This is a genomic window from Enterobacter sp. R-1.6.2, assembly GCF_035064085.1.
Lineage (GTDB): Bacteria > Pseudomonadota > Gammaproteobacteria > Enterobacterales > Enterobacteriaceae > Enterobacter > Enterobacter asburiae_B.
In genome coordinates this window covers 1-26308 of sequence record NZ_JASEYI010000024.1, presented here as the reverse complement: position 1 = coordinate 26308, position 26308 = coordinate 1, and the positions used below count along the sequence as shown (strand labels likewise).

Annotated in this window: 29 protein-coding genes; 22 read left to right on the top strand and 7 right to left on the bottom strand. The window is 54.6% G+C overall.

What is annotated here, in order from left to right:
* The first annotated feature begins 1 nt into the window (after position 1).
* Together mepM and lpxM are read left to right on the top strand one after the other, a co-directional pair.
* Positions 2-1321 carry a murein DD-endopeptidase MepM gene (gene mepM / locus QMN93_RS20935; RefSeq protein WP_024909694.1) on the top strand — a complete coding sequence of 440 codons (1320 nt, stop codon included), beginning with the start codon at positions 2-4 and terminating at the stop codon, positions 1319-1321.
* Positions 1322-1442: 121 nt separating this feature from the next.
* Positions 1443-2414 (top strand): lauroyl-Kdo(2)-lipid IV(A) myristoyltransferase, encoded by a 972-nt coding sequence (gene lpxM / locus QMN93_RS20930; RefSeq protein WP_023312230.1) that lies wholly within the window; start codon positions 1443-1445, stop codon positions 2412-2414.
* Between the two features lie 45 nt (positions 2415-2459).
* On the opposite strand, the gene pyk is transcribed toward lpxM, so the two are convergent.
* Positions 2460-3902: a pyruvate kinase gene (gene pyk, locus QMN93_RS20925; RefSeq protein WP_039263653.1), complete on the bottom strand. Its 1443-nt coding sequence runs from the start codon at positions 3900-3902 to the stop codon at positions 2460-2462.
* 140 nt (positions 3903-4042) lie between these two features.
* Positions 4043-4912, bottom strand: coding sequence for a MurR/RpiR family transcriptional regulator (locus tag QMN93_RS20920; protein WP_023312229.1), 870 nt, complete (start codon positions 4910-4912; stop codon positions 4043-4045).
* Positions 4913-5268: 356 nt separating this feature from the next.
* Between QMN93_RS20920 and zwf the strand changes: the two genes are divergently transcribed.
* The 3 genes from zwf to kdgA all read left to right on the top strand — a co-directional run bounded on the left by zwf (position 5269) and on the right by kdgA (position 9469).
* Positions 5269-6744, top strand: a complete 1476-nt coding sequence (gene zwf / locus QMN93_RS20915; RefSeq protein ID WP_023312228.1) for a glucose-6-phosphate dehydrogenase — start codon at positions 5269-5271, stop codon at positions 6742-6744.
* A gap of 232 nt (positions 6745-6976) precedes the next feature.
* Complete coding sequence (gene edd, locus QMN93_RS20910; protein WP_193139482.1) at positions 6977-8788, top strand: phosphogluconate dehydratase; 1812 nt, start codon at positions 6977-6979, stop codon at positions 8786-8788.
* A 39-nt stretch (positions 8789-8827) separates the two neighbouring features.
* Complete coding sequence (gene kdgA, locus QMN93_RS20905; RefSeq protein ID WP_014884307.1) at positions 8828-9469, top strand: bifunctional 4-hydroxy-2-oxoglutarate aldolase/2-dehydro-3-deoxy-phosphogluconate aldolase; 642 nt, start codon at positions 8828-8830, stop codon at positions 9467-9469.
* A gap of 41 nt (positions 9470-9510) precedes the next feature.
* Here kdgA and purT read toward each other — a convergent pair whose 3' ends face one another.
* A complete protein-coding gene (gene purT, locus QMN93_RS20900; protein WP_033145846.1) occupies positions 9511-10689 on the bottom strand; it encodes a formate-dependent phosphoribosylglycinamide formyltransferase in 1179 nt (392 codons plus the stop codon).
* Positions 10690-10859: 170 nt separating this feature from the next.
* Between purT and QMN93_RS20895 the strand changes: the two genes are divergently transcribed.
* Together QMN93_RS20895 and ptrB are read left to right on the top strand one after the other, a co-directional pair.
* Positions 10860-11507, top strand: a complete 648-nt coding sequence (locus tag QMN93_RS20895) for a tellurite resistance TerB family protein (protein WP_039263650.1) — start codon at positions 10860-10862, stop codon at positions 11505-11507.
* An 85-nt stretch (positions 11508-11592) separates the two neighbouring features.
* Complete coding sequence (gene ptrB / locus QMN93_RS20890) at positions 11593-13653, top strand: oligopeptidase B (protein WP_193139480.1); 2061 nt, start codon at positions 11593-11595, stop codon at positions 13651-13653.
* Here ptrB and exoX read toward each other — a convergent pair.
* The 3 genes from exoX to QMN93_RS20875 form a co-directional block, all read right to left on the bottom strand.
* Complete coding sequence (gene exoX, locus QMN93_RS20885) at positions 13650-14312, bottom strand: exodeoxyribonuclease X (RefSeq protein WP_193139478.1); 663 nt, start codon at positions 14310-14312, stop codon at positions 13650-13652. The genes ptrB and exoX overlap by 4 nt on opposite strands.
* Positions 14313-14336: 24 nt before the next feature.
* Positions 14337-14987, bottom strand: coding sequence for a carbon-nitrogen hydrolase family protein (locus tag QMN93_RS20880; protein ID WP_193139475.1), 651 nt, complete (start codon positions 14985-14987; stop codon positions 14337-14339).
* A 110-nt stretch (positions 14988-15097) separates the two neighbouring features.
* Entirely contained in the window at positions 15098-15328 is a 231-nt protein-coding gene (locus QMN93_RS20875; RefSeq protein ID WP_008500465.1) for a DNA polymerase III subunit theta, read from the bottom strand.
* Between the two features lie 136 nt (positions 15329-15464).
* Between QMN93_RS20875 and yobA the strand changes: the two genes are divergently transcribed.
* Genes yobA through QMN93_RS20860 form a run of 3 tightly spaced genes read left to right on the top strand, consistent with a single transcriptional unit; the run spans position 15465 to position 17062 of the window.
* On the top strand, positions 15465-15836 hold the full coding sequence (gene yobA / locus QMN93_RS20870; RefSeq protein WP_193139473.1) for a CopC domain-containing protein YobA: 372 nt from the start codon (positions 15465-15467) through the stop codon (positions 15834-15836).
* A gap of 1 nt (position 15837) precedes the next feature.
* A complete protein-coding gene (gene copD / locus QMN93_RS20865) occupies positions 15838-16707 on the top strand; it encodes a copper homeostasis membrane protein CopD (RefSeq protein ID WP_193139471.1) in 870 nt (289 codons plus the stop codon).
* A 16-nt stretch (positions 16708-16723) separates the two neighbouring features.
* The gene (locus tag QMN93_RS20860) at positions 16724-17062 is read left to right on the top strand and encodes a YebY family protein (RefSeq protein WP_033145840.1); all 339 of its coding nucleotides are present in this window, start codon (positions 16724-16726) and stop codon (positions 17060-17062) included.
* Between the two features lie 498 nt (positions 17063-17560).
* On the opposite strand, the gene QMN93_RS20855 is transcribed toward QMN93_RS20860, so the two are convergent.
* The gene (locus QMN93_RS20855; RefSeq protein ID WP_060570710.1) at positions 17561-18331 is read right to left on the bottom strand and encodes a helix-turn-helix transcriptional regulator; all 771 of its coding nucleotides are present in this window, start codon (positions 18329-18331) and stop codon (positions 17561-17563) included.
* 133 nt (positions 18332-18464) lie between these two features.
* Between QMN93_RS20855 and QMN93_RS20850 the strand changes: the two genes are divergently transcribed.
* The 12 genes from QMN93_RS20850 to QMN93_RS20795 all read left to right on the top strand — a co-directional run bounded on the left by QMN93_RS20850 (position 18465) and on the right by QMN93_RS20795 (position 25559).
* Positions 18465-18722 (top strand): helix-turn-helix transcriptional regulator, encoded by a 258-nt coding sequence (locus QMN93_RS20850; RefSeq protein WP_023311692.1) that lies wholly within the window; start codon positions 18465-18467, stop codon positions 18720-18722.
* Positions 18722-20767: a Mu transposase C-terminal domain-containing protein gene (locus QMN93_RS20845; protein WP_323619967.1), complete on the top strand. Its 2046-nt coding sequence runs from the start codon at positions 18722-18724 to the stop codon at positions 20765-20767. The genes QMN93_RS20850 and QMN93_RS20845 overlap by 1 nt, the downstream gene beginning before the upstream one ends.
* 11 nt (positions 20768-20778) lie before the next feature.
* Positions 20779-21672, top strand: coding sequence for an AAA family ATPase (locus tag QMN93_RS20840; protein ID WP_045261533.1), 894 nt, complete (start codon positions 20779-20781; stop codon positions 21670-21672).
* Positions 21673-21682: 10 nt separating this feature from the next.
* Positions 21683-21973, top strand: a complete 291-nt coding sequence (locus QMN93_RS20835; protein WP_048977957.1) for a hypothetical protein — start codon at positions 21683-21685, stop codon at positions 21971-21973.
* Between the two features lie 12 nt (positions 21974-21985).
* Positions 21986-22192, top strand: coding sequence for a hypothetical protein (locus tag QMN93_RS20830; RefSeq protein WP_048703759.1), 207 nt, complete (start codon positions 21986-21988; stop codon positions 22190-22192).
* Positions 22182-22826: a DUF3164 family protein gene (locus tag QMN93_RS20825; protein WP_060570708.1), complete on the top strand. Its 645-nt coding sequence runs from the start codon at positions 22182-22184 to the stop codon at positions 22824-22826. Before QMN93_RS20830 ends, QMN93_RS20825 begins: the two co-directional genes overlap by 11 nt.
* Before the next feature lie 52 nt (positions 22827-22878).
* Positions 22879-23061 carry an ANR family transcriptional regulator gene (locus tag QMN93_RS20820; protein ID WP_226852615.1) on the top strand — a complete coding sequence of 61 codons (183 nt, stop codon included), beginning with the start codon at positions 22879-22881 and terminating at the stop codon, positions 23059-23061.
* Entirely contained in the window at positions 23051-23242 is a 192-nt protein-coding gene (locus QMN93_RS20815; protein WP_060570706.1) for a hypothetical protein, read from the top strand. The genes QMN93_RS20820 and QMN93_RS20815 overlap by 11 nt, the downstream gene beginning before the upstream one ends.
* Positions 23243-23322: 80 nt before the next feature.
* The gene (locus QMN93_RS20810) at positions 23323-24042 is read left to right on the top strand and encodes a DUF2786 domain-containing protein (RefSeq protein ID WP_323619963.1); all 720 of its coding nucleotides are present in this window, start codon (positions 23323-23325) and stop codon (positions 24040-24042) included.
* Positions 24039-24521 (top strand): hypothetical protein, encoded by a 483-nt coding sequence (locus tag QMN93_RS20805; RefSeq protein WP_060570704.1) that lies wholly within the window; start codon positions 24039-24041, stop codon positions 24519-24521. The genes QMN93_RS20810 and QMN93_RS20805 overlap by 4 nt, the downstream gene beginning before the upstream one ends.
* On the top strand, positions 24511-25197 hold the full coding sequence (locus QMN93_RS20800) for a hypothetical protein (protein WP_323619959.1): 687 nt from the start codon (positions 24511-24513) through the stop codon (positions 25195-25197). The genes QMN93_RS20805 and QMN93_RS20800 overlap by 11 nt, the downstream gene beginning before the upstream one ends.
* A complete protein-coding gene (locus QMN93_RS20795; RefSeq protein ID WP_060570702.1) occupies positions 25194-25559 on the top strand; it encodes a DUF4406 domain-containing protein in 366 nt (121 codons plus the stop codon). Before QMN93_RS20800 ends, QMN93_RS20795 begins: the two co-directional genes overlap by 4 nt.
* The last annotated feature ends 749 nt before the right edge of the window (positions 25560-26308 follow it).

The following is a 26308-nucleotide window of genomic DNA, read 5'->3' as shown; positions in this document are numbered from 1 at the left end:
CGTGCAACAGATAGCCCGCTCTGTCGCCCTGGCATTTAACAATCTGCCACGACCCCACCGCGTTATGCTGGGGTCGCTTACAGTTCTCACCTTAGCGGTCGCCGTCTGGCGGCCCTATGTTTACCACCCGAGTTCTGCCCCTATCATTAAAACCATTGAGCTTGAAAAGAGCGAAATCCGTTCTTTGCTGCCTGAAGCCAGTGAGCCTATCGACCAGGCGGCTCAGGAAGATGAAGCTATCCCGCAGGATGAGCTGGACGATAAAACCGAGAACGAGGCGGGTATCCACGAATATGTTGTCTCTACCGGGGATACGCTGAGTAGCGTGCTGAACCAGTACGGCATAGACATGGGCAATATCAGCCAGCTGGCGGCTGCGGATAAAGATCTTCGTAACCTGAAAATCGGACAGCAGCTCTCCTGGACATTAACGGCGGATGGCGATCTCCAGCGTCTGACCTGGGAAATGTCCCGCCGCGAAACCCGCACCTACGATCGCACTGCAAACGGTTTCAAAATGACCAGCGAAATGCAGAAGGGCGACTGGGTTAACAGCGTTCTGAAAGGTACCGTGGGCGCGAGCTTTGTCTCCAGCGCGCGAGATGCAGGCCTGACCAGCGCTGAAATCAGCTCGGTGATCAAAGCCATGCAGTGGCAGATGGATTTTCGCAAGCTGAAGAAGGGCGATGAGTTCTCCGTCCTGATGTCCCGCGAAATGCTGGACGGCAAGCGCGAGCAAAGCCAGCTGTTGGGCGTACGTCTGCGCTCCGAAGGCAAAGATTACTACGCGATTCGTGCCGAAGACGGTAAGTTCTATGACCGCAGCGGTACGGGCCTTGCAAAAGGTTTCCTGCGCTTCCCGACGGCAAAACAGTTCCGCGTCTCCTCTAACTTTAACCCGCGTCGTCTGAACCCGGTAACCGGGCGCGTCGCGCCGCACCGTGGCGTTGACTTTGCCATGCCGCAGGGCACGCCGGTACTGGCGGTTGGAGATGGCGAAGTGGTGGTGGCCAAGCGTAGCGGTGCCGCCGGATATTATGTCGCGGTACGTCATGGTCGTACTTATACGACCCGCTATATGCACCTGCGTAAGCTGCTGGTGAAGCCGGGCCAGAAGGTGAAGCGTGGTGACCGTATCGCGATCTCCGGCAATACCGGACGCTCTACCGGCCCGCACCTGCACTATGAAGTGTGGATCAACCAGCAGGCCGTGAACCCGCTGACGGCGAAACTGCCGCGCACCGAAGGCCTGACAGGTAAAGATCGTACTGATTATCTGGCGCAGGTGAAAGAGGTGATGCCGCAGCTGAGCTTAAACTAAGCCCTCTGTTTTTGTTAAAAAAGCCGGCGCACACTGACGCCGGCTTTTTCTTTTGTGCGTGGACGACTGCCTCGCTACACTATCTGAATAAAATTTTGCGTCATCAGACCCTGGATCCAGCATGGAAACCAAAAAAAACAATATTGAATACATTCCTGAGTTTGAAAAATCCTTCCGCCATCCGCGCAACTGGGGCGCCTGGCTTGGTGTCTACGCCTTTGCGGGGATGGCGATGCTGCCTGCCTCTGTTCGCGATCCCGTTCTGGGGAAAATTGGCCGTCTGGCCGGGCGTTTAGGCAAGAGCGCCCGCCGCCGCGCGCAGATCAACCTCTATTACTGTTTTCCTGAGAAAAGCGACGCCGAGCGCGAGGCAATCATTGATGAGATGTATACCACCGCGCCGCAGGCAATGGCGATGATGGCGGAACTGGCGCTGAAAGGGCCGGATAAAATCGTCGATCGCGTTGACTGGAAAGGGCTGGACATCATCGAGGAGATGCGCCGCAATGACGAGAAAGTCATTTTCCTCGTCCCCCACGGCTGGGGCGTTGATATTCCGGCGATGCTGATGGCGTCTCAGGGCCAGAAAATGGCGGCGATGTTCCATAACCAGGGAAATAAAATCTACGATTTTGTCTGGAATACGGTGCGTCGTCGTTTTGGCGGACGTTTGCATGCGCGTAACGATGGCATTAAGCCCTTCATTCAGTCGGTACGTCAGGGGTACTGGGGATACTATCTGCCGGATCAGGACCACGGCCCCGAGCACAGCGAGTTTGTCGATTTCTTTGCGACCTATAAAGCGACGCTCCCCGCGATTGGTCGCCTGATGAAGGTCTGTCGTGCCCGCGTAATCCCGCTATTCCCGGTCTATGACGGCAAAACGCATCGCCTGAGTATTGAGGTTCGTCCGCCGATGGATGATCTGCTGACCGCTGACGACCACACGATCGCGCGTCGAATGAACGAAGAGGTGGAAATTCTGGTGGGGCCGCATGCCGAACAGTACACGTGGATCCTGAAGCTGCTTAAAACGCGTAAGCCGGGTGAAACTGAGCCCTATAAACGCAAAGAGCTTTATCCGCGGAAATAAAAAAAGCCCTCTCCATCTGGAGAGGGCTTTTTAACACAGACATTATTACTCGACGGTCATAACGCGCGTGGTGTTGGTTGAGCCGATGGTGCTCATCACGTCGCCCTGGGTCACAATGACGATATCACCGGACACCAGATAGCCTTTGTCGCGCAGCAGGTTTACGGCATCGTGCGCCGCAGCTACGCCGTCACTGGTGCTGTCGAAGTGAACCGGCGTCACGCCGCGGTACAGCGCCGTCAGGTTCAGGGTACGTTCGTGACGGGACATGGCGAAGATCGGCAGACCAGAGCTGATACGAGAGGTCATCAGCGCGGTGCGGCCAGATTCGGTCATGGTGATGATCGCGGTAACGCCCTTCAGATGGTTTGCCGCGTACATCGCAGACATCGCTATCGCTTCTTCCACGTTGTCGAACTGCACGTCCAGACGGTGTTTAGAGACGTTGATGCTTGGGATCTTTTCAGCGCCCAGGCAGACGCGCGCCATAGCGGCCACGGTTTCTGCCGGATACTGGCCCGCAGCGGTTTCCGCAGAGAGCATCACCGCATCGGTACCGTCCAGCACGGCGTTAGCCACATCCATGACTTCTGCACGGGTTGGCATTGGGTTGGTGATCATCGATTCCATCATCTGAGTGGCGGTGATCACCGCGCGGTTCAGCTGACGTGCGCGACGAATCAGCGCTTTCTGGATCCCTACCAGCTCAGGGTCGCCAATTTCCACGCCCAGGTCACCGCGCGCAACCATCACCACGTCAGACGCGAGGATCACATCGTCCATGGCATCCTGATCGCAAACGGCTTCCGCGCGTTCAACTTTCGCGACGATTTTAGCATCGCAGCCTGCATCACGTGCCAGACGACGCGCATAGTTCAGATCTTCACCGCAGCGCGGGAAGGAGACCGCCAGGTAGTCAACGCCGATCAGCGCAGCCGTCACGATGTCCGCTTTGTCTTTATCGGTAAGCGCTTCTGCAGAGAGGCCGCCGCCCAGTTTGTTGATGCCTTTATTGTTGGAGAGCGGGCCGCCGACGGTGACTTCGGTGAACACTTTCATGCCCTGAACTTCCAGCACCTTCAGCTGTACGCGACCGTCGTCGAGCAGCAGGATATCGCCCGGCACCACGTCAGCCGGCAGGCCTTTATAGTCGATACCGACTTTCTCTTTATCGCCTTCGCCTTTGCCCAGGTTGGCATCAAGCAGGAATTTGTCGCCGATATTGAGGAAAACCTTACCCTCTTTAAAGGTCGATACACGAATTTTTGGACCCTGCAAATCGCCGAGGATAGCAACGTGGCGGCCCAGTTTGGCTGCGATTTCACGCACTTTATCGGCACGTAATTTATGGTCTTCTGGCGTACCGTGAGAGAAGTTCATACGCACCACGTTGGCGCCGGCGGCGATAATTTTCTCAAGATTATTATCGCGGTCGGTGGCCGGGCCTAAGGTGGTTACGATCTTGGTTCTGCGAAGCCTTCTGGACATGTAATACTCCGTTGACTGAAACAACTTTGGTGTTGCGTGAACATTGAATCGGCCTTCATCTGATGCAAGGCAGCGGAGAGTGGACCGAATGCCGTAAATCGTTACATCGTAATTATTGGTTACGTCTTCGTTATCAACTATCAGGGAACATCGCTCTTTATAAGCAATTCTTTATCAAAACGCGATTCCTTCAGCGCTTCCTTGACCCGCTTCAAGTTATCCCGGAATTTTGCGCCCCGACGCAAGGTAAAACCGGTTGCCAGCACGTCAATCACGGTGAGCTGCGCCAGTCGGGAAACCATCGGCATATAAATGTCGGTGTCTTCCGGCACGTCGAGGGTGATCGCCAGCGTCGCCTCACGGGCCAGCGGCGTGCCTGCCGTGGTGAGGGCAATCACCATGGCATCGTTTTCACGGGCCAGCTGCGCCAGCTCTACCTGACTCTTGGTGCGCCCGGTGTGCGAAATCAGTACCACGACGTCATCTTCACTGCAATTCATACAGCTCATGCGTTGCAGCACAATGTCATCGGAATAAATAACTGGGACGTTAAAGCGGAAAAATTTATTCATGGCGTCATGCGCCACGGCCGCCGACGACCCGAGACCAAAGAACGCAATCCGCTTGGCCTGGGTGAGCAAATCCACCGCGCGATTCACGGAACTCATGTCCAGAGACTGGCGGACGTGGTCAAGCGAAGCCATAGCCGATTCAAAAATTTTCGCGGTATAGGCATCAACGCTGTCGTCTTCATCCACATTACGATTAACATATGGGGTGCCGTTAGCCAGACTTTGTGCCAGATGCAGTTTAAAATCAGGAAAGCCGCGCGTTTCGAGGCTGCGGCAAAAGCGATTGACCGTCGGTTCGCTAACACCCGCTTCCTGTGCCAGAGCGGCGATGCTTGAATGAATCGCCTGAGCGGGGGAGGCGAGAATGACCTCGGCCACTTTTCGCTCGGATTTGCTAAGGTGTTCCAGTTGAAACTGGATTTTTTCCAGCATGTTCATGTTAACAGGACGCTCATGGGTGTAAACGATTTCATAAATTGATGAAATCGTGATTCGATTTAGCCGATATTACCCTTGTGGCTTCCATTAAGGGTAACAATCGACAAGATAATGTTGTTGTTTTTTTTCATTACTTGATCGGTGTCGGGTTTTGCTGTGACCCCGTTGCGCAAAGAAACGACGGTTGTTGCGTCATTGCGCCGTCGTAATCCTCCAAAGGGGGAAAAATCGCGTTATCGCACGCGACGATAAGCGCTAATGGTTTCGGGAATGACGTAAAAGCAGTACAGTGCATTGTAATAAAATTACAACGATACCTGGCAGAAGTACCAGGTGATCCAACTGAGGAGAATGACATGGCGGTAACGCAAACAGCCCAGGCATGTGACCTGGTCATTTTCGGCGCGAAAGGCGACCTTGCACGCCGAAAATTGCTGCCTTCCCTGTATCAACTGGAGAAAGCGGGCCAAATTCATCCGGATACCCGTATCCTGGGTGTTGGGCGCGCAGACTGGGATAAGGACGCTTATACCAAAGTCGTCCGCGAGGCGCTCGAAACTTTCATGAAGGAAAAAATTGATGAAAGTTTGTGGGATACCCTGAGTGGACGCCTCGATTTCTGCAACCTGGACGTCAACGACGTCAGCGCGTTTACCCGCTTAGGCGCGATGCTGGATCAGAAAAACCGTGTCACCATTAACTATTTCGCCATGCCGCCAAGCACCTTCGGCGCCATCTGCAAAGGTCTGGGTGAAGCCAAACTGAACGCCAAACCGGCGCGCGTCGTGATGGAGAAGCCGCTGGGTACGTCGCTGGCAACCTCGCGTGAAATCAACGACCAGGTGGGCGAGTTCTTTGAAGAGTGCCAGGTCTACCGTATCGACCACTATCTCGGTAAAGAGACGGTACTGAACCTGCTGGCGCTGCGTTTCGCTAACTCCCTGTTTGTGAATAACTGGGACAACCGCACTATCGACCACGTGGAAATCACCGTGGCGGAAGAGGTGGGGATTGAAGGTCGCTGGGGTTACTTTGACCAGGCCGGTCAGATGCGCGACATGATCCAGAACCACCTGCTGCAAATTCTGTGCATGATTGCCATGTCTCCACCGTCTGACCTGACGGCTGACAGCATCCGTGATGCAAAAGTGAAAGTGCTGAAGTCACTGCGCCGCATCGATCGCTCCAACGTGCGTGAGAAGACCGTCCGCGGCCAGTACACCGCCGGGTTTGCGCAAGGCAAAAAAGTGCCGGGCTACCTGGAAGAAGAGGGCGCTAACAAGTCCAGCAACACCGAGACGTTCGTGGCGATCCGCGTGGATATCGACGATTGGCGCTGGGCGGGCGTTCCGTTCTACCTGCGCACCGGTAAACGTCTGCCGGCCAAATGTTCCGAAGTGGTGGTTTACTTCAAAAACCCGGAACTGAACCTGTTCAAAGAGTCCTGGCAGGAACTGCCGCAGAACAAACTGACTATTCGTCTGCAGCCGGACGAAGGGGTGGATATCCAGATCCTGAACAAAGTGCCGGGGCTGGATCATAAACACAACCTGCAGACCACCAAGCTGGATCTGAGCTACTCCGAGACCTTTAACCAGACGCACCTGGCTGATGCTTACGAGCGTCTGCTGCTGGAAACCATGCGCGGTATCCAGGCGCTGTTCGTGCGCCGCGATGAAGTGGAAGAGGCGTGGAAATGGGTCGACTCCATCACCGAAGCCTGGGCGGCCGATCAGGATGCGCCAAAACCGTATCAGGCGGGTACATGGGGACCTGTCGCGTCGGTGGCGATGATCACCCGCGATGGCCGCTCCTGGAACGAGTTTGAGTAAGATAATCCTCTAGCTCGAAAGTGTTATTTTACCGGTAACATGATCTAACACAGCTAGTGGCACAATTTTCAACTTTTAAGCTCCGCGTGGATTCACCCGCGGAGCTTTTTTTATTACACTGCCGGAAGTGATTTTGCCCCTGAGCTCCGGACAGCAAGCGTTTCAGCGTTGTTAACAACTGCCAGCGACTTTGTAAACTCCCGAGCCGGACAGATAATTTAGAGGAGCTTTTATGAATCCGACATTGTTACGCGTAACACAGCGCATTATCGAGCGCTCGAAAGAGACCCGTTCGGCCTACCTCGCCCGGATTGAACAGGCAAAGAGCAGCACCGTCCACCGATCTCAGCTGGCCTGCGGGAACCTGGCGCACGGCTTCGCCGCCTGCCAGCCTGATGATAAAGCGTCGCTGAAAAGCATGTTGCGTAACAATATCGCCATCATTACCTCCTATAACGATATGCTTTCCGCACACCAGCCGTATGAGGTCTATCCCGCTATCATCCGCAACGCGCTGCACAGCGTAAATGCGGTGGGCCAGGTGGCGGGCGGCGTACCTGCCATGTGCGACGGCGTGACGCAGGGGCAGGACGGCATGGAGCTGTCCCTGCTGAGCCGCGAAGTGATTGCCATGTCTGCCGCGGTGGGGCTGTCACACAATATGTTCGATGGCGCGCTGTACCTCGGCGTATGCGACAAGATTGTCCCGGGCCTGGTGATGGCGGCGCTGTCGTTTGGGCATCTGCCTGCGATCTTCGTCCCGTCCGGCCCAATGGCGAGCGGTCTGCCGAACAAAGAAAAAGTGCGTATCCGCCAGCTGTACGCGGAAGGGAAAGCAGACCGTCAGGCGCTGCTGGAGGCGGAAGCCGCGTCCTATCATGCGCCGGGGACCTGTACGTTCTACGGTACGGCTAACACTAACCAGATGGTCGTGGAATTTATGGGAATGCAGCTTCCGGGCTCGTCCTTCATCCAGCCGGATGCGCCGCTGCGCAAGGCGCTGACAGAGGCCGCGGCCCGTCAGGTCACGCGTCTGACCGGCAACGGCAACGAATGGATGCCGATGGGCAAAATGGTCGACGAAAAGGTCATCGTCAACGGGATTGTCGCGCTGCTGGCAACCGGGGGGTCAACCAACCACACCATGCACCTGGTGGCCATGGCGCGTGCGGCGGGCATTCTGATTAACTGGGATGACTTCTCCGAGATCTCTTCCGTGGTGCCGCTGATGGCGCGCCTGTACCCGAACGGTCCGGCGGATATTAACCACTTCCAGGCCGCAGGCGGTGTACCGCTGCTGATGCGCGAGCTGCTGAAAGGCGGGCTGCTGCATGAAGACGTGAATACCGTGGCGGGCTTTGGCCTTCAGCGCTACACCCAGGAGCCGTGGCTGAACAACGGCGAGCTGGACTGGCGTGAAGGGGCGAGCGCGTCTCTTGATGCGCAGGTGATTGCCACTATCGACAAACCGTTCTCTCCTCACGGCGGCACCAAAGTGCTGAGCGGCAACCTCGGTCGTGCGGTAATGAAGACCTCTGCCGTACCGGAAGAGAACCAGGTTATCGAAGCGCCGGCGGTGGTATTTGAAAGCCAGCATGACGTGTTACCCGCCTTTGACGCCGGTCTGCTCGATAAAGACTGCGTGGTGGTGGTGCGTCACCAGGGGCCTAAAGCCAACGGGATGCCAGAATTACATAAACTTATGCCACCACTTGGTGTATTATTGGACCGCCGTTTCAAAATTGCGCTAGTCACCGATGGACGCCTCTCCGGGGCATCCGGTAAAGTGCCTTCAGCCATCCACGTGACGCCGGAAGCCTACGATGGTGGTCTGCTGGCGAAAGTACGCGACGGTGACATGATCCGCGTGAACGGCCAGACGGGCGAGTTAACCCTGCTGGTGGATGACGCCGAGCTGGCGGCACGTCAGCCCCATATTCCTGACCTGAGCGCATCGCGCGTGGGGACCGGACGCGAACTGTTCAGCGCGCTGCGTGAGAAACTCTCCGGTGCGGAGCAGGGCGCAACCTGTATTACGTTTTAAGACGACTTGATTTTAACGATCTGGCGAGAGAAAACTCTGATGAAAAACTGGAAAACAAGTGCAGAAGCAATCCTGACCACTGGCCCTGTCGTGCCGGTTATCGTGGTAAACAAGCTGGAGCACGCTGTACCGATGGCGAAAGCGCTGGTTGCGGGTGGCGTTCGCGTTCTGGAAGTGACCCTGCGCACCGCCTGCGCGATGGATGCTATCCGCGCTATCGCGAAAGAAGTACCGGACGCCATCATCGGTGCGGGCACCGTTCTCAACGCGCAGCAGCTGGCGGAAGTGACCGAAGCGGGCGCGCAGTTCGCCATCAGCCCTGGCCTGACCGAGCCGCTGCTGAAAGCCGCCACGGAAGGTACTATTCCGCTGATCCCTGGCATCAGCACCGTCTCTGAACTGATGCTGGGCATGGACTACGGTCTGAAAGAGTTCAAATTCTTCCCGGCTGAAGCGAACGGCGGCACCAAAGCGCTGCAGGCGATTGCGGGTCCCTTCTCTCAGGTACGCTTCTGTCCGACGGGCGGTATCTCTCCTGCCAACTACCGTGACTACCTGGCGCTGAAAAGCGTGCTGTGCATCGGCGGTTCATGGCTGGTTCCGGCGGATGCGCTGGAAGCGGGCGACTGGGATCGCATCACCAAACTGGCTCGTGAAGCGGTTGAAGGCGCGAAGCAGTAAGCCACTCGCCGCATGAAAAACGGGCCTTACGGCCCGTTTTTTTATCCTGCAACCTTGACGCTCGCAGCAGCCGCTTTCGCTCTTGCCACAGCGTCGTCAACGTTATCTCCGGTGGCTAATGCCACGCCAAGACGGCGAGTTCCGTCGATCTCCGGCTTGCCGAACAGACGTACCTGCAATCCTGCGCCCACTGCCCCGTCGACGTTATCAAACGTGACGTTCTGGCTGGTTAACTGCGGCAGGATCACCGCCGAGGCGGCAGGGCCATACTGACGTACACCGCCGACGGGCAGGCCGAGGAACGCGCGCACGTGCAGGGCGAACTCGGAGAGATCCTGCGAAATCAGCGTGACCATGCCGGTGTCATGCGGGCGAGGGGAGACTTCGCTGAAAATCACCTCATCACCGCACACAAACAGCTCCACGCCGAACAGGCCATAGCCGCCCAGCGCCAGGACGGTTTTACGGGCGATCTCCTGAGCACGCTCCAGCGCCAGGGTGCTCATCTGCTGCGGCTGCCAGGATTCGCGGTAATCGCCATCCTCCTGACGGTGACCAATCGGGTCGCAGAAATGGACGCCGTCAACGGCGCTGACGGTCAGCAGGGTGATTTCGAAATCAAACTTCACGACGCCTTCGACGATTACGCGACCGGCTCCGGCACGGCCACCCTGCTGGGCATAATCCCACGCGTTATCCAGGGTACCGCTGTCGCGAATAAAGCTCTGTCCTTTTCCGGAGGAGCTCATCACCGGCTTAACGATGCACGGGTAACCAATTTCCTCGACGGCCTGCAGGAACGCGGCCTTATCGCCAGCAAAACGGTAGCTCGAGGTGGGCAATCCCAGCTCTTCCGCCGCCAGGCGACGAATGCCTTCGCGGTTCATGGTCAGCTTTGCGGCTTTCGCACAGGGCACCACGCGCTGGCCTTCCTGCTCCAGGGCGATCAGCGTATCGGTGGCGATGGCCTCAATTTCCGGCACGACAAAATCGGGTTTTTCGCGCGTAATCAGTTCGCGAAGGGCATCGCCATCCAGCATGTTAATCACATAAGAACGATGGGCGACGTGCATGGCGGGTGCGTCGGCGTAACGGTCTACGGCAATGACTTCCACACCTAAACGCTGGCACTCAATGGCGACCTCTTTCCCCAGCTCGCCCGATCCCAACAGCATCACTCGTGTCGCCGCAGGCCGCAGCGCAGTTCCTAAACGAATCATAACAATCCCCCTGAAAAAGTTGCGCGCAGTATAAACGAAAACGTTTGCGTCTGTCTCGTGCACGACTAAGCGAGGGGACAGAAATTTGCGCTTCTTTAGCCCGACCAGACATTTCCTGACGCCTGCTCGCTTACGCTGTGAAACATGTTCACCGTTAAGTGAGGGAAACCATGTCTGGCTGGTTAAATCAATTGCAATCCCTGTTAGGGCAGAAAACATCGTCTGGCGAGCGGGACCTCAGCAAACTGCTGGTACCCGGCGCGCTCGGCGGGCTGGCAGGCCTGCTGGTCGCGAATAAATCCTCACGCAAGCTGCTGGCAAAGTATGGTACAGGCGCGCTGCTGGCTGGCGGCGGCGCCATCGCGGGCACCGTGCTGTGGAATAAATACAAGGACAGAATACGGACCGCGCACAGCGATGAACCACATTACGGCGAGCACACCTCGCCGCTGGATCTGCGTACCGAACGGCTCATTCTTGCGCTGGTTTTTGCCGCGAAAAGCGACGGGCATATTGACGATAAGGAACGAGCGGCGATCGAGCAGCAGCTGCGCGAAGCCGGTGTCGAAGAGAAGGGAAGAGTGCTGGTGGCGCAGGCGATAGAACAGCCGCTCGAGCCGCAGCGTCTTGCGCAAAGTGTGAAAAATGAGGAAGAGGCGCTGGAGCTCTATTTCCTCAGCTGCGCAGCCATCGATATCGATCATTTTATGGAGCGGAGCTACCTTAACGCCCTGGGCGATGCGTTAAAGATCCCTCAGGACGTGCGCGAGGGCATTGAGCGGGATATCCGGGAGCAAAAACAGGCGTTACAGGGTTAACCGTCGCCGTCGCGACGCTGTTTCGCTTGCATCATGCGTGGGTTTTGCCAACCTTATAGGGTGTAAAACTTAAAAGAATGATGACATGCCACCTAAAGCCCGACGTACTCCTTATGCGATCACCACGCATGGCGATACGCGTATAGACAACTATTACTGGCTGCGGGACGATTCGCGCTCCCGGCCAGAGGTACTCGACTACCTGCACGAGGAAAACGACTATGGCCGCAAGGTCATGTCCAGCCAGCAGACGCTTCAGGACCAGCTCCTGAATGAAATGGTGCAGCGTATTCCCCAGCGCGATATCTCCGCGCCCTGGACCAAAAACGGCTATCGCTATCGCCATATTTACGAGCCCGGCAATGAGTATCCCATCTACCAGCGTCAGTCGGTGTTAAGCGCCGAATGGGATGAGTGGGATATTCTGCTGGATGCCAACCAGCGCGCCGCCCACAGCGAGTTTTATACCCTGGGCGGCATGTCCATTTCGCCTGACAACGCGGTGATGGCCCTGGCGGAGGATTATCTCTCGCGCCGCCAGTACGGCCTGCGGTTTCGCAATCTGGACACCGGCAACTGGTATCCGGAAATGCTGGAAAACGTCTCCCCGGATTTTGTCTGGGCGAACGATTCCGAGACGGTTTACTACGTCAAAAAGCACGCGTCGACGCTGCTGCCTTACCAGGTGTGGCGACATGCCGTGGGAACAGACTCCGCTGACGACGAGCTGGTTTATGAAGAGAAAGACGAAACGTTTTATGTCAGCCTGCATAAAACCTCCTCACGCCACTATGTGATTATCTTCCTTGCCAGCGCGACGACGTCGGAAGTCCTGCTGCTGGATGCCGAACTGCCGGACGCCCAGCCGCTCTGTTTCCTGCCGCGCCGCAAGGATCACGAGTACAGCCTGGATCACTTCCAGCACAGCTTTTATTTGCGCTCCAATCGCGAGGGCAAAAACTTTGGTCTCTATAAAACCAAAGTGCGCGATGAGCGCAAGTGGGAGGTGCTTATCCCCGCGCGGGATCAGGTGATGCTGGAAGGGTTCACCCTCTTTACCGACTGGCTGGTGGTGGAAGAGCGTCAGCGCGGGCTGACCAGTATCCGACAAATCAACCGAAAAACCCGGGAAGTGGTGGGGATTGCGTTCGATGACCCGGCCTACGTGACGTGGATTGGGTTCAACCCTGAACCCGAATCGTCGCGGTTGCGCTACGGCTACTCCTCCATGACCACGCCGGACACCCTGTTTGAGCTGGATATGGATACCGGGCAGCGCCAGGTGATTAAACAGACCGAGGTAAAAGGGTTTGAGTCCGACAACTACCGCAGCGAGCACCTGTGGGTCACCGCTCGTGATGGCGTGGAGGTACCGGTCTCTCTCGTTTACCATCGGTCCCATTTCCAGAAAGGCAAAAACCCGATCCTGGTGTACGGCTACGGCTCGTATGGCTCAAGCATGGACGCTGATTTCAGCAGCAGCCGGTTAAGCCTGCTCGATCGCGGTTTTGTTTTCACCATCGCCCATATTCGCGGCGGCGGTGAGCTGGGCCAGCACTGGTATGAAGACGGGAAATTCCTGAAGAAGAAAAACACCTTCAATGACTACCTCGACGTCTGCGATGCGCTGATTGAGCAGGGCTACGGCGATCCGCAGCTCTGCTTTGGGATGGGGGGCAGCGCGGGCGGCATGCTGATGGGGGCGGCAATCAACCAGCGTCCCGATCGCTTTAAGGGGATTGTCGCGCAGGTTCCGTTTGTCGATGTGGTCACGACCATGCTCGATGAATCCATTCCTCTTACCACCGGGGAGTTTGAGGAGTGGGGGAATCCGCAGGATGAGATGTACTACCGCTATATGAAAGAGTACAGCCCGTACGATAACGTTGAGGCGAAAGCCTACCCGCATATGCTGGTCACCACCGGTTTGCATGATTCTCAGGTGCAATACTGGGAGCCGGCAAAATGGGTGGCAAAGCTGCGGGAGCTGAAAACCGATGACAATCTGCTGCTGCTGTGTACCGATATGGATTCCGGACACGGGGGGAAATCGGGGCGATTTAAATCGTACGAAGGGGTTGCGCTGGAATATGCCTTTTTAATAGGCCTGGCGCAGGACACGCTGCCAGGCCGTGCGGAGCGTTAAGCATCGCCCAGATAATGTTTCAGCGTTAAGCGCAGTTCCGGGCTCATTCTGTCGAGGTTGTTATACAGCCAGCGCAAATAGCCCGGGTCTTTATTCGCCACCTCGGACACCGGCTTCCCGCGATATTTACCAAAGGTAAACGTGGTCAGCAGCGCGGGACGTCCTGTGATCGTCGCCATGTCATCCGGCGTCCAGCCAGAGATATTCATAATATCAATCAGCAGCGCGGCGGTGATATAGCAGTCATACAGGGCGCGGTGATGGTGAAGCCCCTCAGGGGTACGAACGCTCAGCTTGCGGGACTTGTACAGCGCCATGTTGCTGTATTTAATCCCAGGCCACAGACGACGCGCCAGCTTCATGGTGCAAATCCATTCCCCCGGCATTTCAGGCAACACCCGGCGGTCAAAGCTGGCGTTATGCGCGACGTACCACGGGCTACCGTAGTAGTGCGGAATAATCTCTTCGATCCACGGCTTATCCGCCACCATCGATTCGGTAATGCGATGGATAGCCATCGCCTGAGGGCTGATGGGGCGATCGGGACGCACCAGATGGCTCATGGGGTTGACGATTTTACCATCAACCACGTCGACAGAGGCCACTTCCACTATTCCGCCCTGAAGATCGCAAGTTTCGGTATCGATGACGCGCAGCATTGAAAACTCCTGAGCTTAAAACGCCTAGCCTAAAGGAATGATATCGCCTTGCCAACCCTCTCCGCCGAGCGTGCCGGTCACCAGAAGCTCGCCCTTATCCGCGCGCACGATCAGCTGGCCTTTTTCATCCCACAGCGCGCTGCCGCCGCAGGCGTTCGCCATCAGCACCGCAATGGCATATTTATGCGCGAAGCGCTGCAGGTTACTGATGGACTGCCGCCAGCGATGATCCCCCACCGACTGGCAGCTGGTAACAAGCGTTGCCCGGGGATCGAGATTGGGCGAATCTGGATATGCATCAAGGATGGTAAGGTGTTTATCCCCCGGCACGAGGCTGGCACCGCGCCCTTGCGGATAGCGCAAAATGCAATGGCGAGCGGGCGATAACAGCACAAGGCCTTTCTGGCGCTGGCCATTCTGCTCCAGGGGGAGCCCGGCAATAACGGTAATCTGGTGTAGATGTGCCGCGTTGAGCAGCGGCTCCAGCTGCGCGTCATCGGGCGGGGGAGGTAACGTCGACGAGCCTGAGCCCGTTAATGAGAGTTCAGGGAAAACCAGCAGATCGCACCGCTGCCGTGCTGCTTCGGCGATGAAGCGCAGGTGGTGCGTAACATGGTCATCTACAGTCTTATGCAGCCCGCCATACTGGGCTGCCGCTATATTCCAATGTGACATCGTGACTTCCTTATACACTGAGTCGCAGAGATTTAAGAATACACCTAAAACAATCAGGGTTTTCTTATCCTGCCAGATTCCGCGTAAGGAAATGTAACGACTCGTTAAGCTTATTTAACTTTAGGCTCGTACGGTAAACGGGAGAGGTTGACCGAGGCGAGGCGGTGGGCGATGAGTCTTTCGCGAAACCAGTCGCGCAGATGGGCGGGCTGTTCCCGTTCCACGACTTCAGCCACGACGGGCATGTTATAACGCTCTTTGAACGCGACGCCAGCGGCAGCGAGATCGACATTCACTTTATCCATCTCGTCCTGCGGAAGGGCGGCCAGATTGATCTTCATTACCTTCTCCTTTTTATGCGGCGGCAACGTTACCGCGATTGCACGACGATGACAAGCGGAGGCAGGATGATCCTCGACTCGTTTATTATACAGCGTTATTCTTTAGCATACAGACATAACAAAAAGGAATGATAGGATGGGTTTCTCCGCTTCCCGCGCGGTCTGCGCACTGGTTTTTGTGGCCTCGACAATGATGACGCCTTCCGTGCTGGCACATGCACATCTTAAACAGCAGATCCCGGCAGCAGACAGCGTCGTGACCGCGCCGCAGGCACTTACGCTGAATTTTTCAGAAGGTATCGAACCTGGATTTAGCGGTGTAGTGGTAACGGATGCGCAAAAGCAGATCATCAAAACGGGAACCGCTTCGCGCGACGAACAGAATAAGGCTCAGCTCACCGTGCCGCTGGAACAAACGCTGGCGTCAGGGACTTACCAGGTGGACTGGCATGTGGTCTCCGTGGATGGTCATAAAACCAAAGGCAGCTATCACTTTAGCGTGAAATAGCATGCTGGCGCTGTGTTATATCGGGCTACGCTTTATCCATTTCGGGGCGCTGATGCTGGTGTTTGGCAATGCGCTTTACAGCGTCTGGTTTGCGCCTTCGTCTCTCCACCGTCTGCTGACCCGGCGATTCCAGTCGCAGCAGAAAGTGGCGGCCTTAGTGAGCCTGGCGGCAGCGGTCCTGATGTTTGTGCTGCAGGGCGGATTGATGGGCAACGGCTGGGGAGATGTGTTTGCGCCACAGATCTGGTTCAGCGTGATGGGAACCCGGTTTGGCGGTGTCTGGCTGTGGCAAATAATCCTCGCTGCGCTGACGGTCGGTGCGGCATGGCTTGCGCCGCTGAAAGGTTCGCGGCTGCTGCTGCTCGCAATGGGCCAGCTTATCCTGCTGGCTGGGGTAGGGCATGCGGCGATGAACGACGGTCCGACGGGGGCGCTGCAGCGTCTTAATTATGCTTTTCACCTGATATGTGCCGCCACCTGGCTTGGCGGATTAATGCCCCTGCTGTTCTGCATGCGTCTGGCGAAAGGGCGCTGGCAGAATGCCGCCATCTTTACCATGATGCGCTTCTCGCGCGTGGGGCATTACGCCGTTGCGGGCGTGCTGCTCTCCGGGGTGATAAATGCGCTCATGATACTGGGCCTCGATATTCCCTGGCAGGCTGGCTACGTGCGGTTTTTGTTGTTCAAATGTGCGCTGGTGGCGTTGATGGTGGTAATTGCGCTGGCAAATCGGTATTTTCTGGTGCCACGGTTTCGTCCGGAGAGCGGGCGAGCACAACAGATTTTTATCAGGATGACACAGGCAGAAGTGGTGCTGGGAGCGCTGGTGCTGGCAACGGTCAGTCTGTTCGCCACCTGGGAACCCTTCTGACAAGGTTAAATATCATATGAAAAAGACAGTACTTTCTCTCTTATTGCTGGCCTGTACGGGGAGCGCGCTTGCCGCACCGCAGGTCATCACCGTGAGTCGTTTTGAAGTGGGTAAGGACAAATGGGCGTTCAATCGCGAAGAGGTGATGCTGACCTGCCGTCCGGGCCATGCGCTGTATGCCATCAACCCGAGCACGCTGGTGCAATACCCGCTGAATGATACCGCAGAGCAGCAGGTAGCCAGCGGCAAGAGCAGCGGCCAGCCGATTAGCATTATTCAGATCGATGACCCGGCGCATCCGGGACAAAAAATGAGTCTGGCACCGTTTATCGAGCGCGCCGACAAGCTCTGCTAACGTTCGGGTTTCCAATAAAAAACCGCAGATGCTTGCGAAAGCACTGCGGTTTTTCACTTTTAATGATGCTCTGGCGCTTTTTTTCCGACCGCTTTTGCTGTGGACTGGAAAACCTGGCGTCGTCATCTATTCTTAAAAGGCAAGGCGACTTAGCCTGCATTAATGCCAACTTTTAGCGCACGGCTCTCTCCCAAGAGCCATTTCCCTGGACCGAATACAGGAATCGTATTCGGTCTCTTTTTATCTGTATGTTTTTCAAAGTGTTGTTCGGTGTTGATTCTAAATCACCCGAAACTTTCTCGTGTGGGGAGGTGATCGTTTCTGCATGGTAGTTATGTGGGGAAAGAAAGTCGATGGGGTCAGGAATGACGGGGGTTGCGAGGCGCGGTGAGGATTCCGCACAGCTCGACAGAAAATGATAGATTATGAGAAATAATGCGCTAAATTTTGCACTAGTTTGAGAGCAATGAAATCGATATTAAACGTTTTTTAATACTATTAAATAACCCGCCCATACCAAACCACTTTACCCACAATACAGAAATCCGATGGGACATTGTTAAGGTCAATGTTGAACGGCTTGTAAACCGGATTTGTGCTCGTAACAATGAGCTGCGCTCCTGGTAAGCGCTGCACTCGTTTTACGATTAATTGTCCATCGAGTCGCAATACATAGATTCCCTCCCTTGGTTCCCGATCACCATGATTTACAAGGATGATATCTTTGTCGTTCAGGACGCCTTCCATTGAGTCACCTTGCACGCTGATAACAGACAGCTGTTTGGGATCTGCCTTCAAATGATTAACCACCCAATACCGTCTAAACGATACCGTGAACATAGGCGTTTCATCATCATTCCAAGCACCATAGCCCGCAGACGCAGCCACATTATAGCGCGGCACAAAAATGAACTCTTCTAAATCAACTTCATTTCCATGCACATCATTTATGGCTGTAGTTGGTGGAGTTGCAGGCCTTGAAATTACATTGGTACCAGTACTGCTCTGCTCACCCGTCGCAAGCCATTCGATGCTCACTCCAGCTGTACGAGCCAGCACTACTAAGTTGTCCAGTGTTGGTTGTGTGTGGCCAGCAAAGTACTTATGCATCGCCCCATAACTAATCCCGCAATCAGCCGCAAATTGACGAATGCTCTTGCCGTCTATCGCTTTCCGCAACCTGTCGCTAAAAGTGGTTCCTTTTTGATTATCACTTAAAGGAACTTTTGGGCCGTTTTCGTTCTGCGGATCCTTTTCTGTATAACTCATTGATTCCTCCAGTATTAGATGTGTACTCACGATAGTTGTCATTTAAGTCACAAAAGGAACCAGCAAAGGCTTGTAATTTCCCTTTAGTGATCAATACTGCTATTACAGTGTGTAAGACAGATGAGTTATTACTATGTATAAACGAGTAGAATCTCAGAAAACATCAACAAATGGAATCACTTCTTGTGATTGGCATCGTGCTGACATCATTGCAGAGTTACGCAAGAAAGGGACCACCCTGGCTGGTTTATCCCGTAACGCTGGTTTAAATGCCCGCACTCTCAATAACGCTTTAGACCGAAAATACCCTAAGGGTGAGCGCATTATCGCTTCTGCAATAGGCGTTGAACCGTCTGTTATCTGGCCTTCAAGATATTGTGAGGTGCTGTGATGTGGTCGACGGTATCTGAGTTAGCCGGATGTGCTGGCGTACCAGCAACTGAGAGAGGTTGTCGGAAATTTTTGGACAATCTTGCATCCAAGAATCCATCAATGAGAAGAAAACGCACCGGTACAAAAGCGTTTGAATACCACATTGATTCGTTACCGATTGTGACTCAGGAAGAATTAAAGAACCGTTATTACAAAGAAATATTATCAACTCAACAGGTAAGTACAAAAGAAACCAAAATCAGTTCGAATAGAGGTTCATCTGATAACGGTAAACTTTCTCTGATTCGCCAGTGCCCGGCTCTTCTTGAACGTGAGGTGGGCTCTCTGACTGATAAGCAGAAAGAGATCGCCGATGCCCGTGCCACATTGGCGATGTATGTTGAAAAACTGCGCGATGCCGGGATGTCCCGTACCGCAGCGGTTAACTACATCTCTATCGAGTCCCGTAAAGGTACACTGCCTGCACATCTGCTTAAGGCTGCTGGGATGGCCAATGCCCGCAAAGGCTCCAGCCGTGCCGGTGTTGGTACCCGTAGCCTCCAGGAATGGCTGACCATTTTTGAATCCACAAAGCCTGGCGTTGAGCGCATGGCCATGCTGGCCCCCGGTCATCTTAAAGCGAAGAAGCCTGAGCAGATTACCTGGCTTCCGGCGTTCCTTGCTCACTGGCGTAACCGTAAAGGCCCAAGTCTGCGCGAGGCATACGGGGATTTCCAGGACGAGTGGTCTGTTATCTATGCTGACCAGCCTGCAATGGCTGCTGCATGCCCCTCTTATGATGCCGTTCGTCGTGCCATGGAGAAGCTGCCGCGCCGTGAGAAAGCCCGTGGCCGTGTAAGTGGTTCTGCTGCGCTGGCTTATGAATGCTTCCAGAAGCGTGACTGGTCCCTTATGCCGGTTAATGGCTGCTGGATTGCGGATGGTAAATCCCTTGAGATGAAAGTGGCACACCCTGACCATGGCCGCCCGTTCACTCCAGAGCTGACGTTAATTATTGATGGCCGGACACGCTTTATTACGGGCTGGAGCCTGGCACTTTCAGAAAGCGTTATTGCTGTTGCTGATGCCTACCGTTACGCCATGCGTCATTTCGGCAAACCGTTATTTGTGTATTCCGATAACGGCGGCGGTGAAACAAACAAAACGCTTGATGCCGATGTGACGGGTATTTTCAGCCGCCTTGGCATTGAGCACCCGACCAGCATACCGGGGCGTCCTCAGTCTCGCGGCATCATCGAACGGCTTAACAAAGGGGTTCCCCGCCGTGTGGCCATGCAGTTCGATACGTTCAGCGGCGACAGTGCTGACCGGGAGCATGCCCGCATCACATCGCGTGCTATCCAGTCAGCCATCAAGGTGCAGGAGAACGGGCGAGAGCTGACGCCTGTACAGCGTAATGCCCTGGGTAAATTGCCCTCCTGGCAGCAGCTGCTTGACGCAATCGCCAGCGAAGTTGACGCATACAACAACACGCATGAACACCGCGAGCTTCCAAAACGTAACGGGCGACACATGACTCCGGCTGCCTATCGTCGGGCCGTTCTCGAAGCTGAAGGTGACGATATTGAATATCTGACTGATGTTGAGCTGCGTGAAGCCTTTATGCCGGAGATGGTGCGTACCGCTCAGCGTGGCTGGTTGCGTCTGTTTAACAACGACTACTTCTCTGAAGAATTGATCCAGGTGGATAGCGAAGAGGTTCGCGTGGCTTTCGATATTCACGATCCCTCTTCCGTTATCGTTCGCCGGATGGATGGTACCTACGTCTGTACTGCGATCTGGAACGGTAATAAACGTGCCGCAATTCCAGTGAGTGCAATGGATGTGGCTGTTGAGAAACGTCGTCAGCGCCGCCTCAACCGTATTGAAGACAAACGCCAGGAAATTGAGGCAGAGGGCCGCTCTGTATTACCGGGCCAGCGCTTCGACGATCTGGGGAGCTTTATCCCGGCTGAATTCAGCCGGATTACGGAAGAAGAACATTATTTCTTCCTCGAAACCGACCGTGATGAATATCTGAAAAAAACCGGTAATACCCGGTAAGTGAGAGACATATGAGCCTACAAACAGAACTGAATGAACTTATGTCCCGCAAGGGTTACAGCCAGACACAGGTAGCCCGCGCTTTTGGTAAAAGCCCGGCAGTGGTTAATCAGTACCTGCAGGGAAAATATCAGGGTGATGTGGACAGCATCGACGAGCTGGCCCGCAGCTTCATTGCCCGCGAAGCCGACAAGGAAAAATCGCGTCGAATCACGCCGCGCTATATCCCAACCGTGACCTCCCGTAAGGGGATTGAGGTCATTCGCCTGGCACACCTGGATGGTGAGATCAACGTTCTCTATGGTGCTGCTGGCCTGGGTAAAACCATGATTTTGCGCGAATACGCGTCCAGACATCGTGATGCGCTGCTGATAGAGGCCGACCCCGGTTATACCGCCCGTGTTGTGCTCGAAGAGCTTTGTGGACTGCTTGGCCTCAGCAAACGCGGCAATATGCATGAACTCAGCGAAGCCTGCATTGCTGCCCTGCGTGATTCAGGTCGCCTCCTGATGGTCGATGAGGCGGAGAATCTTCCATACCGTGCGCTGGAAACACTGCGCCGCATCCATGACAAAGCCGGTATCGGTGTCGTTCTGGCCGGGATGCCCCGCCTCATTATCAACCTTAAAGGCAAGCGCGGTGAATATCAGCAGCTTTTCAGCCGCGTGGGTCTGGCGCTCAACATCGGCGAATCCCTGCCGCAGGCCGATATCAGCGATATCGCGATCAGTATGCTGCCGGATGCTGAGAACCCTGATGTATCTGAGGCGCTATTCCGGGCGAGCAACGGCAACGCCAGACGTCTTTTCAAACTGGTGCGCGGTGTCAGCCGCCACAGCGATATCAGTGGTAATGCAGTCAGCGCAGGCGCTGTCCGCAAGTTCGCAGAAATGCTCATTAACTGAGGATTTAACTATGGCCAGAACGTCAGGAAATACCGACAACGCAGGCGTTATCTCTGCGTTGATCCGGGCAGAAACGCTGATTTTATTTCTGTCAGCACAGGGAGTTCAGGTGAAAAGCGTATCCCTGCGCAACACACAGCCGGTCATTCGTATCGTGCGCCATGCATGGTGCGAGCGGATGAAAAAAGAAGGTCTGGCGCGATTTGATATTACCGGCAATGACCGCCACGGGCGCTTTCGCCAGGGTGTATATCAGGATGAAAGCGGGTGTCGGGTGGTCTGGTCTGAATCACTTCATTAAGCAGAGGGATATATGGCAAAGATTGTTATTGAAATAAAAGACAAATCTCGCGGTTTTGAAGTCGGTTGCAGGGTTATCCCTGATGACGGCGACAGCGATATCGTCAGCAAAGTGGCTGACAAAGTGGGTAAAGGTCTGGCTGGTCATGTGCTGGCAAAGGTTAACGAAGCAGTTAAGAAAGTAGCGCGTCAATTTAAGGAGAGTAAAAATGTCCACTGAAAACAAGCAATTCACTGAAAAAACAGCGCCAGAGGGTTACTGGATTGACGCCAAGGGCGTACTGACCCCTGTCAGTCTGATTAAAGATACCGACCAGATGCGTGACGATCTGGTGCGTAGCATCGTCGAAAAAGCGACAGCCCTGAGTGCTGCACTGGCAGAGTTCAAGCTTAGCGGCTTTTCCGATATCGGAGCCTTCGTTGATATCTCCGCCAGTCAGTACGGCGTCAGCCTGGGCGGCAAAAAAGGTAACGTCACGCTCTACAGCTATGATGGCCGCTATAAGGTTCAGCGTGCCATGCAGGACCGTATCGCATTTGACGAGCGCCTGCAGGCTGCTAAATCGCTGATTGATGAATGTCTGGCAGACTGGACCGAGAATGCCCGCCCGGAAATTCGCGCCATCATCACCCGTGCATTCCAGGCGGAAAAAGAAGGTGAAGTTAACACCGGCGCGGTTCTGGCATTGCGCCGCCTCGATATTACAGACGTTCGCTGGGTCAAGGCGATGGAGGCTATCGGCGAGGCCGTTCAGGTTGTCGGAAGCCGCTCTTATATCCGTGTTTATGAGCGCGTTGGTGAAAGCGATCAGTATCGCGCAATTCCTCTCGATATCGCTGGCGTGGGGGTGTGAGATGGCCATTCTGTTTGATCGTGCTAAATCGGGCAAACCATGCAGCCCCTTCATGTCGTACGCAACCAGCGCTGTCATTGCCGAACAGAACGGCGAGTTTCAGCGAGCGGCGGAATCATGGAAACAGGCATTCAGTCTGGCAAAAATGGAGGTGAACTCCATTTATGCGGCTTCGCGTATGGAGTTCTGCCGCCACGCTGCGCATCGCGGCTGGGGAGTACCGTATGAAAGCTAAAGATTTCAATGCCCTTTACCCTACAGGCAGCACCTTCATTTACCAGCCGAGCCAGTTTTTACGTGGCGGCAGAGTTGTAAGAACGGTAGATGCAGCACGCGACCTTAAGGATATAACCGTAGTTGAAATTAATCAGGAGCCTTATTTCGCGAATATTAAATCGCTGAAACCCGTGAACTGATTTTAACCGTAATTTAAATCACTTTTAAAAATGGCGTAAACCCGCAGGGGCTGGCTTACGCCAAATTCAGGAGTCGAACAATGGAAAATAAAGAGAAATATATCCAGAGAATTAAAAAGCTGCTCGCGATGGCGCGTAATAACTCCAGCGCCGAAGAAGCCGCACTTGCCCTCCGCCGTGCTCAGCGTCTGATGGAAACCCACAAGCTGACTGAAGCTGATGCTGATTTGATGGATATCAATGAAGCATCGACCCAGAAAGCGCCATCTCATGCTGAGAAGATGCCGGAATATATGGCAATACTGGCAGAGATGGTCGCCCGCGTTTTTGGCGGGAAGTTTTACACCAGCCATGGTACTGAGCAGTGGGGCAAGCCAGCAAAACGCACCATACACTATTACGGCCCCGACGAACGCCCTCAGATAGCGGCATATTCATTCGAAGTTCTGGGTAAGCAACTGGCGAAAGCCCGCCGTGATTACCTCTCCACATTACGCAAGAGCATCAAACAGGCCACAAAAGTTGCCCGCGCCGATACCTTCTGCTCCGCCTGGGTCAACGGTGCTTATGCCGTTGTCAGTGATTTCGCCGTTACGGAGGCGGAGACAACGCTGATGGAGTGTTACCGCAGCAGGAAATTAAGCGAAGGCATGAAAAAGCTGGAACCGCGCAAACCCGGCAAAGCCAGGGGAACGGATAAGGCGGAAAACGAAGGATACCTGGCTGGCCGCAATGCGCAGCTGCATCACGCGGTAAGCAGTTCAGCTAATAATTGTGAACAGATCGGAGTGACAAAATGAAAACCTCACCTCAACTGGAAACATCACCAGTCAAAGAACTCGTGCGGGCTGGCCACGAATTAGCAGCGGCAATGGGTGCTGATACCCCGATTATTGAGATAGCAAAACTGGTAAGTCGTCTGGCCACTGAGCTGGATGTGCAGTCAGCGATGGTACGGCAATTAACTGCATCGTCGGCCATTACCGACATCATCGTTGAACGTTTGCGGCAGCAGAGCGATGAAGGCTGGACGCCGAAAAACGACGATATATACAAGCCAGGAACCTTATCAACGGCAGCAGCCTGCTATGCAGCCAGGGCATTCAGCACACCAGCATACAAGGCGACAATCCCCCAGGCCTGGCCATGGTCACCTGACTGGTGGAAACCAACGAACCCACGCCGCGATCTGGTGAAAGCTGGCGCACTCATCGCAGCAGAGATTGAGCGCATCGATCGCCCATCCGTGCAGATGAAGGAAGTGCAGCATGAAGACTGAACAGCATGTATTAACTGGCTTTATCCGTAATGTGTCCCGTCATCACATGAGCATTGAGCGTGATGATGGCCTGTACTGGCACCTGCGCTTTAAGAGTTCTGGAACAAATACATATTACTTCGATCTTGTGACTTGGCCAGGGTATCTGACCGTCACTGGTGACATGGGAACCTGGACGTTCAGCCGCATCACGGACATGTTTGAATTCTTTTCTTCCGAACATTTTGGGCGGCGCGAGAGCTTTCTTATCAACCCCGGATACTGGGCCGAGAAGTTCGAAGCTGGAGCCGGTGGCGGGAGATTCGATTCGCCCTGCTATGAGTTTGATGATGAAGGCTTCGACGAAGGGTTGCAGCAGTGGCTCGCGGTATATCTTGAAGACTGTGACGATGAGGACGACCGCGAACTGGCGATCGAGACCGTTCGTGAACTGAAAGGCAATGGGTTCCGGGAGAAGAACGACGCGTACTATGCGGTCGAATCCGCAACCTGGCCCGATAACGTAAGCGCCTGGGATTTGATGGATGGGATGTCTCTCCAGCGTTACAGCCATCATTATCTGTGGATCTGCCTTGCTATCGTCTGGGGTATTGAGCGATATCGCACATCAAAGCTGGTCGACAAAGCGATGGTGACTTTTCTGGCATTCAAACGTGTTGAAGGCGGTGCAGCATGAGCGAACAGCAGCGTAAACCTGTCGTTTTCATTGCGGGGCCGATGACCGGTTATCACAACTTTAACCGTGATGAATTCAACGCTGAGGCTCGCATCCTGGAAGAACGCGGCTTCACCGTTCTCAATCCGGCCATTCTTCCTGACGGCCTGCAGCATGAGCAGTACCTGCAAATTACATTGTCCATGCTTGAGCAGGCTGATGCTGTTTTCCTCCTGAACGGCTGGGAAAAGAGCACAGGCGCAACCAGGGAGTTTGATCGCGCCTGTGAGCTAGGCCTGCTGTTCCTTTACCAGGACTGGGAAAGCGTGTCGATTGCGGCCTATCGTAAACGCGGCCCGTCAATGGAGGTGGGTCATGCATAGCGTATCCGGTTGTAAGTTCCTGGATAACGGAAACCGCCGAGTCTGGTACTTCCGCGATAACAGCCAGGTTGTCGAGTTGTTGGCGGTGCCACTTAAGCTGCGGTTCAACTATTACGACGCCAGTAACCGTGCAGTACGCAATAAGGTTACTCAGGCTGATATGAAAAAGGCGATTGAATCTTTCAAGAAACTTCGGGGGATAAAGTGATGGATATAGCTTTAGTTCTCATATTTCTGGCGATGTATTTAACACTTGGCTGGTGTTGGGCATGCATCCTTGTCCGATTAGTGGGATTAGCTAATTTATCCCGCCAGAATTGCTGGTTTGCCTTTCTCTTATGGCCTTTGAGCATTATCGCGACCGATGCGAATCTGGAGGAAAACGATGAGACATCTCCTGAGAAATCTGACAGCAAAGACGTTTAACCAGCGCTTCCCCGTTGGCTCACAGTTCCATTATTACCAGACGCCCGGTGTATCGGAGCGGGAAATTGTAATAACCCGCTCAGCAGCCTGGCATATGCGCAATGGTCGTCTGGTAGTCAGGGTTGAAGGGAAAATCGGTGGTATATCCGTCAGCAAAATGGAACCTTTAAAGTAAGTCATTACAGCAGGCACTTCACTAAGTGCCTGCGATAATGGCAACCAACAGGAGAAATATTATGTCCACGCGGCTTTGTTGAATAAATCGAACTTTTGCTGAGTTGAAGGATCAGATCACGCATCTTCCCGACAACGCAGACCGTTCC

What these genes read in the sequence shown, in the direction of transcription:
- kdgA (WP_014884307.1), top strand. Translation starts at nt 8,828, where the DNA reads ATGAAAAACTGGAAAACAAGTGCAGAAGCAATCCTGACCACTGGCCCT.
- zwf (WP_023312228.1), top strand. Translation starts at nt 5,269, where the DNA reads ATGGCGGTAACGCAAACAGCCCAGGCATGTGACCTGGTCATTTTCGGC.
- purT (WP_033145846.1), bottom strand. Translation starts at nt 10,689, where the DNA reads ATGATTCGTTTAGGAACTGCGCTGCGGCCTGCGGCGACACGAGTGATG.
- QMN93_RS20855 (WP_060570710.1), bottom strand. Translation starts at nt 18,331, where the DNA reads ATGAGTTATACAGAAAAGGATCCGCAGAACGAAAACGGCCCAAAAGTT.
- QMN93_RS20830 (WP_048703759.1), top strand. Translation starts at nt 21,986, where the DNA reads ATGGCAAAGATTGTTATTGAAATAAAAGACAAATCTCGCGGTTTTGAA.
- copD (WP_193139471.1), top strand. Translation starts at nt 15,838, where the DNA reads ATGCTGGCGCTGTGTTATATCGGGCTACGCTTTATCCATTTCGGGGCG.
- QMN93_RS20840 (WP_045261533.1), top strand. Translation starts at nt 20,779, where the DNA reads ATGAGCCTACAAACAGAACTGAATGAACTTATGTCCCGCAAGGGTTAC.
- QMN93_RS20920 (WP_023312229.1), bottom strand. Translation starts at nt 4,912, where the DNA reads ATGAACATGCTGGAAAAAATCCAGTTTCAACTGGAACACCTTAGCAAA.
- QMN93_RS20835 (WP_048977957.1), top strand. Translation starts at nt 21,683, where the DNA reads ATGGCCAGAACGTCAGGAAATACCGACAACGCAGGCGTTATCTCTGCG.
- QMN93_RS20825 (WP_060570708.1), top strand. Translation starts at nt 22,182, where the DNA reads ATGTCCACTGAAAACAAGCAATTCACTGAAAAAACAGCGCCAGAGGGT.
- QMN93_RS20820 (WP_226852615.1), top strand. Translation starts at nt 22,879, where the DNA reads ATGTCGTACGCAACCAGCGCTGTCATTGCCGAACAGAACGGCGAGTTT.
- QMN93_RS20800 (WP_323619959.1), top strand. Translation starts at nt 24,511, where the DNA reads ATGAAGACTGAACAGCATGTATTAACTGGCTTTATCCGTAATGTGTCC.
- yobA (WP_193139473.1), top strand. Translation starts at nt 15,465, where the DNA reads ATGGGTTTCTCCGCTTCCCGCGCGGTCTGCGCACTGGTTTTTGTGGCC.
- QMN93_RS20850 (WP_023311692.1), top strand. Translation starts at nt 18,465, where the DNA reads ATGTATAAACGAGTAGAATCTCAGAAAACATCAACAAATGGAATCACT.
- QMN93_RS20805 (WP_060570704.1), top strand. Translation starts at nt 24,039, where the DNA reads ATGAAAACCTCACCTCAACTGGAAACATCACCAGTCAAAGAACTCGTG.
- QMN93_RS20810 (WP_323619963.1), top strand. Translation starts at nt 23,323, where the DNA reads ATGGAAAATAAAGAGAAATATATCCAGAGAATTAAAAAGCTGCTCGCG.
- QMN93_RS20875 (WP_008500465.1), bottom strand. Translation starts at nt 15,328, where the DNA reads ATGAAGATCAATCTGGCCGCCCTTCCGCAGGACGAGATGGATAAAGTG.
- QMN93_RS20795 (WP_060570702.1), top strand. Translation starts at nt 25,194, where the DNA reads ATGAGCGAACAGCAGCGTAAACCTGTCGTTTTCATTGCGGGGCCGATG.
- QMN93_RS20880 (WP_193139475.1), bottom strand. Translation starts at nt 14,987, where the DNA reads ATGTCACATTGGAATATAGCGGCAGCCCAGTATGGCGGGCTGCATAAG.
- QMN93_RS20860 (WP_033145840.1), top strand. Translation starts at nt 16,724, where the DNA reads ATGAAAAAGACAGTACTTTCTCTCTTATTGCTGGCCTGTACGGGGAGC.
- QMN93_RS20815 (WP_060570706.1), top strand. Translation starts at nt 23,051, where the DNA reads ATGAAAGCTAAAGATTTCAATGCCCTTTACCCTACAGGCAGCACCTTC.
- ptrB (WP_193139480.1), top strand. Translation starts at nt 11,593, where the DNA reads ATGCCACCTAAAGCCCGACGTACTCCTTATGCGATCACCACGCATGGC.
- QMN93_RS20895 (WP_039263650.1), top strand. Translation starts at nt 10,860, where the DNA reads ATGTCTGGCTGGTTAAATCAATTGCAATCCCTGTTAGGGCAGAAAACA.
- QMN93_RS20845 (WP_323619967.1), top strand. Translation starts at nt 18,722, where the DNA reads ATGTGGTCGACGGTATCTGAGTTAGCCGGATGTGCTGGCGTACCAGCA.
- edd (WP_193139482.1), top strand. Translation starts at nt 6,977, where the DNA reads ATGAATCCGACATTGTTACGCGTAACACAGCGCATTATCGAGCGCTCG.
- lpxM (WP_023312230.1), top strand. Translation starts at nt 1,443, where the DNA reads ATGGAAACCAAAAAAAACAATATTGAATACATTCCTGAGTTTGAAAAA.
- exoX (WP_193139478.1), bottom strand. Translation starts at nt 14,312, where the DNA reads ATGCTGCGCGTCATCGATACCGAAACTTGCGATCTTCAGGGCGGAATA.
- pyk (WP_039263653.1), bottom strand. Translation starts at nt 3,902, where the DNA reads ATGTCCAGAAGGCTTCGCAGAACCAAGATCGTAACCACCTTAGGCCCG.